This window comes from Sphingomonas sp. FUKUSWIS1, from assembly GCF_000733135.1.
Lineage (GTDB): Bacteria > Pseudomonadota > Alphaproteobacteria > Sphingomonadales > Sphingomonadaceae > Sphingomonas > Sphingomonas aerolata.
Map to the genome: position 1 here is coordinate 1 of NZ_JPJC01000042.1, position 14,688 is coordinate 14,688.

Sequence of the window (14,688 nt, forward strand, 5' to 3'; positions counted from 1 at the left end):
CGAACGGATCCCCCGCCTCGACCGTCGCGACGATGCGGAGCAGATTCGAGAAGATCGGATGCAGCGCGACGCCGCCGGCAATGCCGACGAACAGCATCATGCGGATCGCCAGCACCGCTTGGTCCAGATCGAGCATCCCGCCGTATTTATGCGTCAGCCGCGCGCTCAGCATGCCCTGCATCGGCCAGGACAGCAGCAACGCCAGCGCGAACACCGCGGCGCAGACGATATTAAGGACGAGCATCAGCCGAAGCAGCCCCGTCGCCCCCCAAAGAACCCGATCCCTCCTCATCGCCGCCCCCGCCTGCATATTGCAAAACGATATGGGGCCTATCGATAAACGGCAAGTCGATTCATTGGTCCATTTTGGTCGGGACGCTTATCCCCTCGTGGCGACGGCAAAACGGCGCACGATCGGTCTGATCGCGCGCCGCATCGTAAACGGTGCCGCCACCGGCCGCGCCGAAGCGCGGGTGACGTCACGCGGTCGGGCTCAGTAGTGGATCGAGCGGCCGTAGGCGCCGAGCACGCTCTCGTGCATCATCTCGCTGAGCGTCGGGTGCGCGAACACGGTTTCCATCAGCTCGGCCTCGGTCGTCTCGAGCTGGCGTGCGACGACATAGCCCTGGATCAGCTCGGTGACTTCCGCGCCGACCATGTGCGCGCCGAGCAGCTCGCCGGTCTTCGCGTCGAACACCGTTTTCACGAAACCCTCGGCCTCGCCGAGCGCGATCGCCTTGCCGTTGCCGATGAACGGGAATTTGCCGACCTTTAACTCATAGCCGGCTTCCTTGGCCTTCGCCTCGGTCATGCCGACGCTCGCGACCTGCGGGCGCGAATAGGTGCAGCCGGGGATGTTGGCCTTGTCCATCTGGTGCGGCGAACCGCCGGCGATCTTCTCGACCGCGATAATGCCCTCATGGCTAGCCTTGTGCGCGAGCCACGGCGCGCCGGTGACGTCGCCGATCGCCCAGATGCCGTCGACATTGGTGCGGCCATAGCCGTCGGTCTTGATGTGCCCGCGGTCGGTCTCGACGCCGAGCGCTTCCAGCCCGATATTCTCGGTGTTGGGGACGATGCCGATCGCGACGATCGCGTGGCTGAACGTCTCCTCGACGACCTTGCCGTCCTTGTGTTTGATCTTCGCGGTGACGCCGCCGCCCGATGGCGCGAGGCCTTCGAGGCCGGTGCCGGTCAGGAGCTTTATCCCCTGCTTGGTCAGCGCCTTGTTCATGAACGCGGAGACCTCCTCGTCCTCGACCGGCAGGATCCGCGGGAGCATCTCGACGATCGTCACGTCGGCGCCCATGTCGTTGTAGAAGCTGGCGAACTCGACACCAATCGCGCCCGATCCGATGACCAGCAGCTTGGTTGGCATCTCGGTTGGCACCATCGCGTGGCGATAGGTCCAGATCGTCTTCCCGTCGGCCTTCGCGAACGGCAGGTCGCGCGCACGGGCGCCGGTGGCGACGATGATGTTCTTGGCTGCGAGCTCGACGGTCTTGTCGCCCTGCTTGACGCTCAGCTTACCCTTTGCGGTCACGGTGCCGACGCCTTCGACGACGGTCACCTTGTTCTTCTTCATCAGGCCCTTCACGCCCGCATTCAGCTGGCCCGCGACCTTGCGGCTGCGGTCGACGACCTTGGCGAGGTCGAAGCCGACATTGTCCGCCTTCAGGCCATAGCTCTCGGCATTCTGCATATAGTGATAGATTTCCGACGTGCGCAGCAGCGCCTTGGTCGGGATGCAGCCCCAGTTGAGGCAGATGCCGCCCAGGCGCTCGCGCTCGACGATCGCGACCTTGAGGCCGAGCTGGCTCGCGCGGATTGCCGCGACATAGCCGCCGGGGCCCGAACCAAGGATGACCAGATCATAGGTGTCAGCCACGTGGAGAGTCCTTCAAGTGAATCAGTTGGAAGCGGGCGGCACGGGCCGCGGTTTGCGGTCGTCGCCGACCGCGACGAAGATGAAGCGCGCCTGTGTCACCTTGCAGCTATCGTTGCTGTGCCGCGCGCGGCGCCATGCCTCGACCTCGATCGTCATCGACGTGCGGCCGACCGCGATCAGCTCGGCATAGACCGACACCTCGTCGCCGACGACGACGGGCATGTGGAATTTCATGGCGTCCGCCGCAATGGTCACCGCACGCCCGCCGCTGCGGCGCGAGGCGACCGAACCGGCGGCCAGATCCATCTGCCCCATCAGCCATCCGCCGAAGATGTCGCCGTAAGGGTTGGCATCCGCAGGCATCGCGGTGACGCGGATCGTCGGCGCCTTGTCGGGGGGCAGGTCGGTCACGCGTGGCTCCTGCTGCTCTGTCGGTCGAGGATGCGGGCCTGCCGCAGCGGCCCGATTCCCATGATCACGGTCACGACCATCGCCGCCGCCCCGCACCACCAGATCACGTCCTGCCCGAGCGGATAGGACCAGGCCGCCGCCCAGGTGATCGCGACCGCGACGCCGAGCCCGACGAGGATATGCAGGATCTCGATGAGCGTCCTGGTCATGACGAAACAGCACCGCCCACCACATCCGTTCGCCCTGAGCGAAGTCGAAGGGCACGCGCAGGGGGTGCTTCGACTTCGCTCAGCACGAACGGCGTGGGGGAGGCGGAGTCCATGTCTTTCGAATTACGCCAGCATGCCCAGCGGGTTCTCGACCAGATGCTTGAACGCCTTCATGAACTGCGCACCGTCCGCGCCGTCGATCGCGCGGTGGTCGAAGCTACCGGTCGCCGACATCACGGTCGCCACGGTGAGCTCGTCGCCGATCACGTACGGACGCTTCTCGCCTGCACCGATCGCGAGGATCATCGCCTGGGGCGGGTTGATGACCGCGTCGAACTGCGTGATGCCGAACATGCCCATGTTGCTGATCGAGGCGGTGCCGCCCTGATATTCCTCGGGCTTCAGCTTGCCGTCGCGTGCGCGGGCGGCGAGGTCCTTCATCTGCGTCGAGATCGACGACAGCGAGGCGGTGTCCGCACCGACGATGATCGGCGTGATCAGACCCGACGGCGTGCTGACCGCAACCGAGATGTCGGCGCGCTGGAAGCTGATCAGCTGGTCGGGCGTGAACATCACGTTGCAGGTCGGGACCTGCATCAGCGCGACGGCCTGCGCCTTGATCAGCAGATCGTTGACCGACAGCTTCACGCCGCGCGCTTCGAGGCTCTTGTTCAGCTCGCCGCGCAGCTTGAGCAGCGCGTCGAGACGCACGTCCACGGTCAGGTAGATGTGCGGAACGGTCTGCTTCGATTCGGTCAGGCGGCGCGCGATCGTCTTGCGCACGTTGCTGAGCTTGGTCGACTCGTGCGGGATATCCGGCACGACCGCGGGCTTGGCTGCGGGTGCTGGCGCGGCAGCGGAGGCGGCCGGTGCGGCGGCTTCGGTCGCGGCGGCAGGTGCGGCCCCGGGCTTCGCGCTGTCGACATCAGCCTTGACGATGCGACCCTTCGGCCCCGAACCCGACACCGAACCAAGGTCGATCCCCTTGTCGGCGGCGAGGCGGCGGGCGAGCGGGCTCGCCTTCACACGATCACCGCTGGCGGGCTTCGAATCGGGCTTGGACTCGGATGCGGCGCCCGCATCGGCGGGACGACCATGATCCTCGGCCGACGTCTCGGTCCGGGCGACGGGCTTGGCCTCGCTGCCGGTGTCGTTGGGATCCTTGGGATCAGGCTTGGCCTCCGATTCCTTGGCCGCGGGGACGGGCGTCTCGCTCTTGGTCGGCGCGGACACCGAGGACGCATCCTCGCCTTCCTCGGCCAGGATCGCGATGACGGTGCCGACCTTCACATTGTCGGTCGCCTCGGCCACCAGGATCTTGGCGATCACGCCTTCGTCGACCGCTTCGAATTCCATCGTCGCTTTGTCGGTCTCGATCTCGGCCATGATGTCGCCGGACTTCACCGTATCGCCTTCCTTCACCAGCCATTTGGCGAGGGTGCCCTCCTCCATGGTCGGCGACAGGGCAGGCATTTTGATCTCGATCGACATGGAGGTCCCCAGGGCGTTACGTAACGGCATGCCTACTCGCGCCCCCGCCCGTCCGGGTCAACCCCGCGAAGCCGCCTTCCCCTTGCGCGAACCGCATCTGCACGGCACCTAAGCCCGATAAACAGGGGAATATGATGCGTGTCTATCTGGTGGTCATCGACGAGTCGCCCGAGGCCGGTATCGCGTTGCGCTTCGCGGCGCGACGCGCGGTGAAGACCGGCGGCGGCGTCGAGATCCTCACGCTGATTCCGCCGCAGGAATTCATCGCGTTCGGCGGTGTCCAGGCGACGATCGAGGAGGAGGCGCGGCTCCACGCCGAGGGCCTCGTCGCGGCTGCGGCGGGCACGCTGATTGAGGAATCGGATCTGCGCCCGTCGATCACCGTGCGCGAGGGCGAAGGCCCCAAGATCATCCGCGAGATGATCGCTGCCAACCCCAATATTGCCGCGCTGGTGCTCGGCGCCGCGGCGAGCGGTGCGCCGGGTGCGCTGATCGCGCATTTTTCCGGCACCGATGCGGGTGCGCTGCCCGTGCCGGTCATGATCATCCCGGGGTCGCTGACCAGCGAGGCGATCGACCGGCTCAGCTGACGGCGGCGGGAGATGACGGCGGCAAAGGGCTAAACCAAGCGAATCCAACACTCCCCGCTTGAGCTCCCCGGCCGAAGCCGCCACGGTGACGCCGATGCCGATCCTCGCCCTCCCGCTGCTCGCCGCAGCCGCCGCCGCGCTTCCCGCGCCCTCCGCCACCCGCCTCAAGGCCGATGTGACCGCGATGGTCGGGTTCGGCACGCGCCACACCGCATCGACCACCACCGATCCGAAGCGCGGCATCGGCGCCGCACGCAGCTGGGCTGCGGCGCGCTTCGCCGAGATCGGCCGCGCCTGTGGCGGCTGCGTCACGGTCGAGCGGATCGGCCGCACCGTGTCGGGTCCGCGCGCACCGACCGGCGTCTATGTCGAGGACGTGCTGGGCATCCAGAAGGGGCGCGACCCGAATCGCGTCGTGATCGTCGGCGCGCATATCGACAGCCGTGTGACCGACGTCATGAACGTGACGAGCGACGCGCCCGGCGCGAACGACAATGCGTCGGGCGTCGCGCTGGTGCTCGAAGCCGCCCGCGCGCTGTCAAAGCGGCAGTTCGACGCGACCATCGTCTATGCGGTCTTTTCGGGTGAGGAACAGGGGCTGTGGGGCGCCGAGCTGCTCGCCGACACCGCCAAGGCGCGCGGCTGGACCGTCACCGCGATGCTCAACAACGACATTGTCGGCAACACGATCGGCCAGGGCGGCGTCCGCATGGCGTCGAGCGTCCGCGTCTTTTCCGAAGGCATTCGCGCATCCGAAGACCTTGCCGCGCAGATCGGTCGTCGCGCCGAGGGTGGCGAGGACGATGGCCCCAGCCGCGCGCTCGCCAAGACGATCGACGGCGTCGCGGGCACGATTCCCGGCGGGCTCGACGTGATGCTCGACCGTCGCCCCGACCGGTTCGGCCGCGGCGGCGATCACGAACCCTTTCTGAAGCTCGGCTATCCCGCGGTGCGCTTCTCGGTCGCGGCGGAGAATTGGGATCGCCAGCACCAGGACCTGCGCACCGAAAACGGCGTCGACTATGGCGACACGATCGCCGGGATGGACTTCCCCTATCTGGCCAAGGTGACCGCGATCAACATCGCCACGCTCGCCCGCCTCGCCGCCGCGCCCGCGGCACCGGGTGACGTATCGATCGCCGGTGCCCTGTCGCGCGACACCCAGGTCAAATGGGCCGCGGTTCCGGGTGCGGCAGGCTACCGCGTCCGCTGGCGGCGCAACGACACGCAGGACTGGAAGGACGTGCGCGACGTCACCGGCACCGAGACGCTGCTCGCCCAGACCCCCGTCGACGACCATTTCGTCGGCGTGTCCGCACTCGGCGCGGATGGCAGCGAGAGCGTCGTCAGCTTCGCGGGCCGCGAACGCCGCCGCTGAGCGCTAGCGCGCCGACCCCAGGGTGCCGCCCCGCGTCCGGCCCGGTCCACGACGCGGGGTCGTCCGCCGGTAGGTCACGGGTTCGGTGATATATTCGGTCGTCGTCGTGGTCGTCGTGACCGGCACCGACTGGACGGTGACCGTCGTCGTCCCGTCGCCGGCATAGGCTGTGCCGCCGGGATAGCCGCCGCCGGTGGTCGTCACGGTGGTCATCCCGTCGGGCGACACCCATGTCCCGCCACGCTGCTGCACGGGCGGCAATGGCTGGTCGCGATAGGCGGCCCCCGCAAAGTCCGGCGCCGCTTCGACGCGGGTCGTCACATAGGTCCGCCGCGTTACCGGCCGCGGCTGGCGGCGGGCATAGACCCGGTCGTCCGCCCGCCCGTCGAAGCTTTGCACGTCATAGCGCGGGGCGGCATCGCCTCCATTCGCGCCGTCCCATTCGACCCCGGTACGCGTATCGAAGATCGATCCCCGCGCATCGATCAGCACCGCGTCGTCGAAATAGCGCGTCCAGCGATAGCCCGGCGGCGGCGGTGCCAACCCATAGTCGCGCCAGTCGACGATCCCGAACCGGGGCGCGATCCAATAGGCCGGCAGCGCCCAACCCCGGTACGGCCGACGATAACCGCTCCAGCCGCCCGGCGCGTTCGCCCCGGCCGACCAGCCACCATCGACGCTGCTGCCCCGGCGCGCGTCGCTGGACGCGGCGGGCTCCGGGTTTACGCTGACCGCGCTGCGGGCAGGAACGGAATAGGTCGCACCGGGCCGCGATGCCCCGTCCGGACGCCGCTGCGCCTCGGCCGTCGTGCCCGCCACCGCCATGATCAGTGCGAGACCGACGATCACCTTCATGCGCATGACATCTTCTCCCCTGACGCACGACACGCTCCAGGGCCGCGTCCTATGCTGACGCAGTGCGTACCAAAGCCGCCCCAGCGCGGCCAGCCGCAACCCGGTCCCGATTCGGAGCAGGCGTCAGGTCCGGGGGTCAGCCGATCCGTGACGCCAGCAACGCGACCAGCGCCTCGCACCCGGCCGCATCCTCGGCATCGAACCGTGCCGGCTCGGGGCTGTCGAGATCGAGCACGCCGATCAACCGGCCGTCGCTGACGACCGGCACGACGAGCTCGGACCGGCTCGCCGCGTCGCAGGCGATATGCCCGGGAAACGCATGGACGTCCTCGACCAGCTGCGTCGTCCGCTCCGCCGCCGCAGTGCCGCACACGCCCTTGCCCATCGCGATCCGGATACAGGCGACCTTGCCCTGGAACGGCCCCAGGACCAGCTCGCCCTCGACCGCACGATAGAAGCCCGCCCAGTTGAGATCGGGTAGATATTCCCAGACCAGCGCGGCCGCATTCGCCATGTTCGCGATCGGATCGCGCTCGTCCACGGTCAGCGCGTCGAGCGCCGCGAGCAGGTCGCGGTACAGATCGGCCTTCGAACCGCCGGAAATATCGAACTGGTACATCGTCGCCTCTTGTCTGCAGTTAGTCTTCGCGAACCCGCCCGCGCCCGGCCTTGACCGAACTGCGGACCTTCTTCGTATCCACCCGCCGTGCCTTGGCGGCCCTGGACGGCTTGGTCTTGACCCGGTGCGCGTCGCGGTGCTGCGCCTGCGCGATCAGTTCGAGCACGCGGTCGCGCGCATCGGCGCGATTGGCCTCCTGCGTGCGAAACCGACGCGCTGTGATGACAAGCACCCCCGCCGCGGTCATCCGGCTGCCCGCGACCAGCTTCAGCCGGCGATAGGTTTCGGGGTGCAGGCCCAGCGCGAATATGTCGACGCGCAACTGGCACGCGGTCGCCACCTTGTTGACGTTCTGCCCGCCCGGCCCCGAGGCCGCGAGGAACTTCTCCTCGATCGCCCCCTCAAGCAGGGAGGCGTCGATCACGTCAGCCATTATCGGGTTCGGGACGCGGATCCGGCGCGGACGCGTCCTGCGGGGACGGCGTCGCCTCGACGCCCGGTTCCTCGCCGAAGCCCGCGGTCGCGAACCGTTCTGGCAGCGGCGCGATACCGACGACATCGGCCTTGCCCGGCCGCGGCACGACCAGCCGCTGCGCGTGGAGCATCATCCCCAGGCGATCCTTCTGGCCATAGACCGGATCCCCGACGACCGCTGCGCCGAGGCCCAGCGCGGCATGGACACGGATCTGATGCGTCCGCCCGGTCTGGGGGATGAATTCGACCAGCGAACGTCCGTCGCGGGTTGCGAGCACCCGCCAGCCGGTCCGCGCCGCCTTGCCCTTGGCGTCCTCGACCATCCGCCAGCCTTCTTCGGCGCTGCTGATCTTGCCGAGCGGCATGTCGATCGTCCCGGTCTCTTCGGCGGGGACGCCGTCGAGCACCGCGAGATAGCGCTTCGAGACCAGGCCCTGCTCGAACGCCTGCTGCAACCGCGCATGCGCCTTGGGATTGCGCGACAGCAACAGGCAGCCGCTCGTGTCGCGATCGAGACGGTGCACCGGCATCGGCCAGCGCTGGAATCCGAATTTGAGACTTTCGAGATGATTCTCGAGGCTCAGCGAGCCGTCACGAGGAGGATCGACCGGCAGCCCAGCGGGCTTGTCGATGATCAGGGCCTCGCCGTCGAGGAAAAGTACGCGTTCACCATGCATGTGCCGCCCTTGCCAGCATCTGCGCCCGCATGCCAGAGCCCGCACGATGTTGCGTAGCCCCCTAATTCTTTCATTGCTGCTGATCCCGGCCGCCGCCAATGCGCAACTCTGTGCCGGACAGAGCGCGGCGATCGCCGCCGATGGTCGCGCGTTCGGGCATCTGCCTTACGGCGACGCCGCCCCGTCCGAACTGGTCGCCGCTCCGTCCGACTTCGGCGTCCGCCAGACCTGCGTGGTCCGCCGCGACATGCTGCCCGACCTTCTCCGCCTGCTCGCTGCGGCCAAATCGGACCCGGCGGTGATGGGGGAATTACGCGGCCTGTCGTGCCAGCGTTCGATCGCGCAGCAGCGCAGCGTGTTCTGCCGCGAGTCGGGGACATCGGCGGCCGAGCGGGCAATCTCGGTCGCGCCGCCGGGCTATAGCGAACATTCGACCGGCTATGTCGTCGACTTCGCCATCCGGCCCGCCAATGGCTGTCGCGATGCCGAGGCATGCATGGCGGCGACACCCGCCGCGCGCTGGCTGCGCGCGAACGCGACGCGGTTCGGATTCGAACAATCCTTCCCCGGCGGGAACAAGCAGAACGTCAAATGGGAGCCCTGGCACTGGCGCTGGGTCGGCGCGACCACCGCTGCACCCGGCGCGGCAAAGGCGCGGTTCGTGTTCGCCAGGGCGCGGCGGCTCTATCCCGCCGACCCGGCGATCCTGCCGCCCGCGCCCCCGCCCGTCGTCGCACCCGCGGTGCCGGCCGCGCCCGTCCCGGCGCTTCCGTCCGAAAAGGGCAAACGCCGCAAGCGCTGACCCCCCCGGTCGCCCGGAGGGATCGTTCGCTCTTACTTCAGCTTCGCGGCCGTCTCGGCGATCCGCTTGCCCTGGTAGCGTGCACCGTCGAGTTCGACGCTGCTCGGCATCCGGCTGCCATCGCCATCGGAGATCGTCGTCGCGCCGTAGGGCGAGCCGCCCTTGACCGCGTCGACGCCCATCTGCCCCTGGAAGCCATAGTCCAGACCGACGATCGTCATGCCGTGATGGAGCAGGTTGGTCAGGATCGAGAACAGCGTCGTCTCCTGCCCGCCATGCTGGCTCGCGGTCGAGGTGAACGCACCGCCGACCTTGCCGACCAGCGCGCCGGAGAACCACAGGCCGCCGGTCGTATCCCAGAAGGACGCCATCTGCGCGGGCATCCGCCCGAACCGGGTCGGCGCACCGACGATGATCGCGTCATAGTCCTTCAGTGCATCGGGGCCCTCGATCTCGGCATGCGCGCTGTCGGTCTTGAAATGCGCCGACTCGACGACCGCCTGCGGTGCGGTCTCGGCGACCCGGCGGATGTCGACTTCCGCGCCGCCCGCGCGCGCGCCTTCGGCGACGGCATCCGCCATCTGCTCGATATGGCCGTAGGACGAATAATAGAGAACCAGAACCTTGGTCATGTCAGTCTCCTCAAAGGCAGACCATCCCGGCACAGGCCGGAATGGTCATAGGATCATCGGTAAGATTACTCGGAGTCCACCAGAACGATCTCGGCCTCGTCGAGTGCCGTGATCCGCACCGTCCGGCCGCCCGAAAGTGCCGCACCGTCGCGTGTGTTGATGGTCTCGTCGTCGATCGTGATCGCGCCGGTCGCGGGGACAAGATAGGCGTGACGCCCCTCGCCCACAGCATAGTCGACGCTGTCGCCCGCCTTCAGCGTCGCGGCCAGCACCCGGGCGTTCGCCCGGATCGGCAGCGCGTCGCCGTCATCGGCAAAGCCGCTTGCCAGCGTCACGAACTGCCCCGAGCGCTCGCCCTTGGGGAACGGCTTTGCACCCCAGCTCGGCGAACCACCCTTGCGGCTGGGCTCGATCCAGATCTGGAAGATCGTCGTCGTCTCGGGCTCCAGATTATATTCGGCATGGCGCACGCCCGAACCGGCACTCATCACCTGGACGTCGCCAGCCTCGGTGCGGCCCTTGTTGCCGAGCGAGTCCTGATGCGTGATCGCACCGCTGCGGACATAGGTGATGATCTCCATGTCCTGATGCGGATGCGGCGGAAAGCCCGAGTTGGCGGCGATCTGATCGTCGTTCCAGACGCGGATCGCGCCCCAGCCCATCCGGGCGGGGTCATAATAGCTCGCGAACGAGAAATGATGCCGCGCATTCAGCCAGCCATGATCGGCATGGCCCAGGCTGTCGAAGGGGCGGCGGTCTACGGTGTTGAGAGTCGTGGTCGTCATGAGAGGTCTCCACTTGTTGCCACCAAGATAGACACTCGCATCGCACCGTAAATAGAAACGCTGGAAACCGATCGTTTCGATTGCTAGCAAACGTGACCGCTGCGGAGAGTGAATGATGCGCCTTCCCGACCTCGAAGCCTGGGCGATCTTTGCCAGCGTCGTCGAACATCGCTCGTTCAGCGCCGCCGCCGACGCGATCGGACTGAGCAAGGCGACCGTATCGAAGGCGATCACGCGGCTCGAGGCGCATCTCGGCCAGTCGCTGTTTCATCGCACCTCGCGCCGGCTCGCGCTGACCGAGGCGGGCAAGCCGCTTGCCGAGCACGCCGCGCGGATCCTGGGCGAAGCGCGGCTTGCGGAAGAGTCGGCGAACGATGCCGCAAGCGCGCCGACGGGGCGCGTACGGCTGGCGGCGCCGATGAGCTTCGGCATCACCAATGTCGCGCCGCTGCTGGCCGAGTTTCTGGCCGCGCATCCCGGCATCGAGATCGACCTGCATCTGTCTGACGCGCGAGTCGACATCGTCGCGGAAGGGTTCGACGTGGCGTTGCGGATCGCCGAGCTGCCCGACAGTTCGCTGCGCGCGCGACGGCTGTGCAGCATCCAGGCGCACACCGTCGCCGCGCCTGCCTATCTGGCGGCGCACGGAACGCCGACGCATCCCGCGCAGCTCGGCGAACACCGCCTGATTGGCTATTCGAACGTCGTCGGGCCCTGGCGGTTTCAGCGCCCCGGCGAAAGCGACGTTTCGGTGCGGTTGCAGGGTCAGCTCACCGCCAATAGCGGCGAGGCGGTCGTCCCGGCGCTCGTCGCCGGTCTCGGCATCGCGCGGCTGCCCCATTTCATCATCGAGGCGCAGCTCGCGTCCGGTGCGCTGGTAACGCTGCTCGACGACTGGGCGCCCGCACCGATCGGCCTCCACCTGCTGACCCCGCCCAGCCCGCTCCGCCCGGCCCGGGTCGAGGCGCTCATCGCGTTCCTCGGCGCACGGCTTCGCGACCCCGGCTGAACCGCGCTGGCTGGACCCCGACGGAACCCCTACGGAACAATGCTCGCCGCCAGGCTATTGCTGTGAGTCACCACGGAAGGATGTCGATGCTCCCCTACCAGACCGCGCCCCGGGCCCGCCGCGCATGACCGGCGCGATCCATCCCGCCCCGCCGACCACGCTCGTCATCTTCGGTGCGATGGGCGACCTGACCCGCCGATTGCTGATGCCCGCGCTGACCAACATGACCCGGCTGGGCATGATCGGTGACGATTTTTCGGTCCTCGGGATCGGTATCGAACCCGGCGACGACGACACGCTGCGCACCGCGCTCGCCACCTTTCGCGCCAGCGCTACCACGGCGCATGCCTCGCCCGAGCAGGAGGCCGCCTGGGACCGGTTGCAGGCGCGCGTCCAGTATATGCAAGGCGATTTCACACAGGACGACGTCTATGCACGGCTGAGAGACCGGCTATCGGGCAACGCCGCCTTCTATCTCGCCGTGCCCGCGCGATTCTTCGGCGACATCGTCGATCGGCTCGCGGCCAACGGGCTGACGCATGAAAGCAAATCCGCGTTTCGCCGGATCGCGATCGAGAAGCCGTTCGGCCACGACCTCGCTTCCGCGCAGGCGCTGAACGCGCGCATCCTGTCGCACGTCGCCGAGACACAGATCTACCGGATCGACCATTTCCTCGGCAAGGAAACCGTCCAGAACATCATGACCGCGCGCTTTGCGAACATGATGATCGAACGGGTCTGGAATGCCGACTGTATCGCGCATGTCCAGATCACCGCCGCCGAGACTGTCGACGTCGGCACGCGCGGTGCGTTCTACGACGCGACGGGCGCATTGCGCGACATGGTCCCTAACCATCTGTTCCAGTTGCTGGCGATGGTCGCGATGGAGCCCCCTGCGAGTTTCGACGCGGAGGCCATCCGCAACGAAAAGGGCAAGGTGCTGAAAGCCGTTCGGGCTTATTCGCCCGCCAAGGCACGTCGCAACGGCGTCCGCGGCGCCTATGGTGCGGGGACGATCGGCGAGCGCGCCGTCCCCGCCTTCACGGCATCGCCCGACATTGCCCCCGACAGCACCACCGAGACCTATGTCGCGCTGAAGCTGATGGTCGACACGTGGCGCTGGGCGGGCGTGCCCTTCTACCTTCGCACCGGCAAGGCAATGGAGATACGCGATACCGAGGTCGTGATCACCTTCAAGCCCGTGCCGTTCGCACAGTTTCACGCGACCGCCGCCGAGAAGCTGCCGCCCAACCGCCTGATCATCCAGATCCAGCCCGATGAGGGGCTCAGCATGAATATCAATATCAAGCGCCCCGGGCTCGAGGTCGACACCGCGCCGATCGCGCTCGATTTCCGCTACGCCGACTCGTTCGATATCGGCGCGATGACCGGGTATGAGTCGCTGATCCACGATCTGTTCGCTGGCGACCAGACGCTGTTCCAGCGCGCCGACGCGATCGAGGCGGGATGGGCCGCGGTCCAGCCGTTTCTCGACGCATGGGCAAGCGAAGGCGCACCCGACACTTACGCCGCGGGTACGACAGGACCGGCGGCGGCAGACGAACTGCTCGCGCGCGACGGGTTTGCTTGGCACACGCTCGACCCGGCGAAGACGTGAGCCCGCGCCGCGACTCGGTTGCCGGGCTCTGATCACGGAGTTTTGGTCGGTTCCGTACCAAGAGTTCGTATAACGCTCTCATTTAAGACGGAATTAACCTTTTGCTTTCAGATGTTCTTTGGTTAATGAATCAACGGCGGATCGCTTAGCAGGGGCTGGCGTTTTCGCTAAACGGGGGACAACCCATGCGCGTGCTGCTGATCGAGGATGAGCCTACCACCGCCAAGGCCATTGAGCTTATGCTCACGACCGAGGGCTTCAACGTGTACATCACCGATCTGGGCGAAGAGGGCCTCGATCTTGGCAAGCTGTATGATTACGACATCATCCTGCTCGATCTGAACTTGCCCGACATGCACGGCTATGATGTCCTGAAGCGTCTTCGTGTTGCGCGTGTTGCGACGCCGGTGTTGATCCTGTCGGGCGTCAACGAAATGGACTCCAAGGTTCGCAGCTTCGGGTTCGGCGCGGACGATTACGTCACCAAGCCGTTCCACCGCGAGGAACTCGTCGCGCGGATCCATGCCGTTGTGCGCCGCTCGAAGGGCCATTCGCAGTCGGTCATCCGCACTGGCAAGCTCGCCGTGAACCTCGATGCCAAGACGGTCGAGGTCGATGGCAGCCGCGTTCACCTGACCGGCAAGGAATATGCGATGCTCGAGCTGCTCTCGCTGCGCAAGGGCACCACGCTGACCAAGGAAATGTTCCTCAACCACCTCTATGGCGGGATGGACGAACCTGAACTCAAGATCATCGACGTCTTCATCTGCAAGCTGCGGAAGAAGCTCAGCCTGGCGTGCGATGGCGAAAACTACATCGAGACCGTCTGGGGCCGCGGCTATGTCCTGCGCGAACCCGATGAGATGGTCGAAGCGCAAGTCGCCTGATCTGCTCGGCTGCGCGACCCAAAGTCCAAGGTCGCGCCGCTTCACTCCACAGGTTTAGGCTTGCAACCTTGCCTGATGGTGTCAGTTTAGTCTTCATCGGAGGTGTTCCATGAAAACTATCCTGCTCGCGGTCGGACTGATTGCCTGTTCTGCGGCCGCTTCTGCGCAACTTGGCGTCCCTGGCCCTAGCGGCTTGATAGGTACCAGCGCGCCGTTTCCCGGAAATCCCGGCTGGACGCCGCGCACGAACATTTCGCCCCCGTCGATCACGCCGACGATGCAACGCGAGCGCGAGGCGCGGTTGCGGCTCGTCCTGGCGACCTTCCCCGACCTGCCGACCACTCTCGCAGCGGCACCGCCCCG

Annotated in this window: 17 protein-coding genes and 1 pseudogene; 7 read left to right on the top strand and 11 right to left on the bottom strand. The window is 67.0% G+C overall.

The window, feature by feature from the left end; genetic code table 11:
- The 5 genes and pseudogenes from sphsw_RS03820 to sphsw_RS03840 all read right to left on the bottom strand — a co-directional run.
- A pseudogene (locus tag sphsw_RS03820) lies at positions 1-244 on the bottom strand (DUF2975 domain-containing protein); the annotation flags it as partial.
- Positions 245-493: 249 nt separating this feature from the next.
- Positions 494-1,888, bottom strand: a complete 1,395-nt coding sequence (gene lpdA / locus sphsw_RS03825) for a dihydrolipoyl dehydrogenase (RefSeq protein WP_031439453.1) — start codon at positions 1,886-1,888, stop codon at positions 494-496.
- Positions 1,889-1,909: 21 nt separating this feature from the next.
- Positions 1,910-2,251, bottom strand: a complete 342-nt coding sequence (locus sphsw_RS03830) for an acyl-CoA thioesterase (RefSeq protein WP_042466532.1) — start codon at positions 2,249-2,251, stop codon at positions 1,910-1,912.
- A 44-nt stretch (positions 2,252-2,295) separates the two neighbouring features.
- Positions 2,296-2,508, bottom strand: a complete 213-nt coding sequence (locus sphsw_RS03835; RefSeq protein ID WP_031439454.1) for a hypothetical protein — start codon at positions 2,506-2,508, stop codon at positions 2,296-2,298.
- 123 nt (positions 2,509-2,631) lie between these two features.
- Positions 2,632-3,999, bottom strand: a complete 1,368-nt coding sequence (locus tag sphsw_RS03840) for a pyruvate dehydrogenase complex dihydrolipoamide acetyltransferase (protein WP_031439455.1) — start codon at positions 3,997-3,999, stop codon at positions 2,632-2,634.
- Between the two features lie 134 nt (positions 4,000-4,133).
- Between sphsw_RS03840 and sphsw_RS03845 the strand changes: the two genes are divergently transcribed.
- Positions 4,134-4,589, top strand: a complete 456-nt coding sequence (locus sphsw_RS03845) for a universal stress protein (RefSeq protein ID WP_031394497.1) — start codon at positions 4,134-4,136, stop codon at positions 4,587-4,589.
- A gap of 94 nt (positions 4,590-4,683) precedes the next feature.
- Positions 4,684-5,967: a M20/M25/M40 family metallo-hydrolase gene (locus sphsw_RS03850; protein ID WP_031439456.1), complete on the top strand. Its 1,284-nt coding sequence runs from the start codon at positions 4,684-4,686 to the stop codon at positions 5,965-5,967.
- 3 nt (positions 5,968-5,970) lie between these two features.
- On the opposite strand, the gene sphsw_RS18245 is transcribed toward sphsw_RS03850, so the two are convergent.
- The 4 genes from sphsw_RS18245 to sphsw_RS03870 form a co-directional block, all read right to left on the bottom strand.
- On the bottom strand, positions 5,971-6,822 hold the full coding sequence (locus sphsw_RS18245) for an RcnB family protein (RefSeq protein ID WP_157840512.1): 852 nt from the start codon (positions 6,820-6,822) through the stop codon (positions 5,971-5,973).
- Between the two features lie 136 nt (positions 6,823-6,958).
- Positions 6,959-7,441, bottom strand: coding sequence for a GAF domain-containing protein (locus sphsw_RS03860; RefSeq protein ID WP_031439458.1), 483 nt, complete (start codon positions 7,439-7,441; stop codon positions 6,959-6,961).
- 19 nt (positions 7,442-7,460) lie between these two features.
- Positions 7,461-7,874, bottom strand: a complete 414-nt coding sequence (arfB, locus tag sphsw_RS03865; protein ID WP_031394492.1) for an alternative ribosome rescue aminoacyl-tRNA hydrolase ArfB — start codon at positions 7,872-7,874, stop codon at positions 7,461-7,463.
- The gene (locus sphsw_RS03870) at positions 7,867-8,592 is read right to left on the bottom strand and encodes an RluA family pseudouridine synthase (protein ID WP_042466529.1); all 726 of its coding nucleotides are present in this window, start codon (positions 8,590-8,592) and stop codon (positions 7,867-7,869) included. The genes arfB and sphsw_RS03870 overlap by 8 nt, the downstream gene beginning before the upstream one ends.
- Positions 8,593-8,638: 46 nt before the next feature.
- On the opposite strand from sphsw_RS03870, the gene sphsw_RS03875 reads away from it, so the two are divergent.
- On the top strand, positions 8,639-9,394 hold the full coding sequence (locus tag sphsw_RS03875; RefSeq protein WP_052380833.1) for a M15 family metallopeptidase: 756 nt from the start codon (positions 8,639-8,641) through the stop codon (positions 9,392-9,394).
- A 32-nt stretch (positions 9,395-9,426) separates the two neighbouring features.
- Here sphsw_RS03875 and wrbA read toward each other — a convergent pair whose 3' ends face one another.
- Both wrbA and sphsw_RS03885 read right to left on the bottom strand, forming a co-directional pair.
- A complete protein-coding gene (wrbA, locus tag sphsw_RS03880) occupies positions 9,427-10,026 on the bottom strand; it encodes an NAD(P)H:quinone oxidoreductase (protein ID WP_031439461.1) in 600 nt (199 codons plus the stop codon).
- 65 nt (positions 10,027-10,091) lie between these two features.
- A complete protein-coding gene (locus tag sphsw_RS03885; protein WP_031439462.1) occupies positions 10,092-10,811 on the bottom strand; it encodes a pirin family protein in 720 nt (239 codons plus the stop codon).
- A gap of 115 nt (positions 10,812-10,926) precedes the next feature.
- On the opposite strand from sphsw_RS03885, the gene sphsw_RS03890 reads away from it, so the two are divergent.
- The 4 genes from sphsw_RS03890 to sphsw_RS20230 all read left to right on the top strand — a co-directional run.
- Entirely contained in the window at positions 10,927-11,820 is an 894-nt protein-coding gene (locus sphsw_RS03890) for a LysR family transcriptional regulator (RefSeq protein WP_031396651.1), read from the top strand.
- A 124-nt stretch (positions 11,821-11,944) separates the two neighbouring features.
- Positions 11,945-13,438 (top strand): glucose-6-phosphate dehydrogenase, encoded by a 1,494-nt coding sequence (gene zwf / locus sphsw_RS03895; protein WP_031439463.1) that lies wholly within the window; start codon positions 11,945-11,947, stop codon positions 13,436-13,438.
- Between the two features lie 185 nt (positions 13,439-13,623).
- Positions 13,624-14,325: a response regulator transcription factor CtrA gene (ctrA, locus tag sphsw_RS03900; RefSeq protein WP_031396653.1), complete on the top strand. Its 702-nt coding sequence runs from the start codon at positions 13,624-13,626 to the stop codon at positions 14,323-14,325.
- Between the two features lie 109 nt (positions 14,326-14,434).
- Positions 14,435-14,688, top strand: a 254-nt coding sequence (locus sphsw_RS20230; RefSeq protein WP_235188277.1) for a hypothetical protein, incomplete at its 3' end; no start/stop codon positions are given.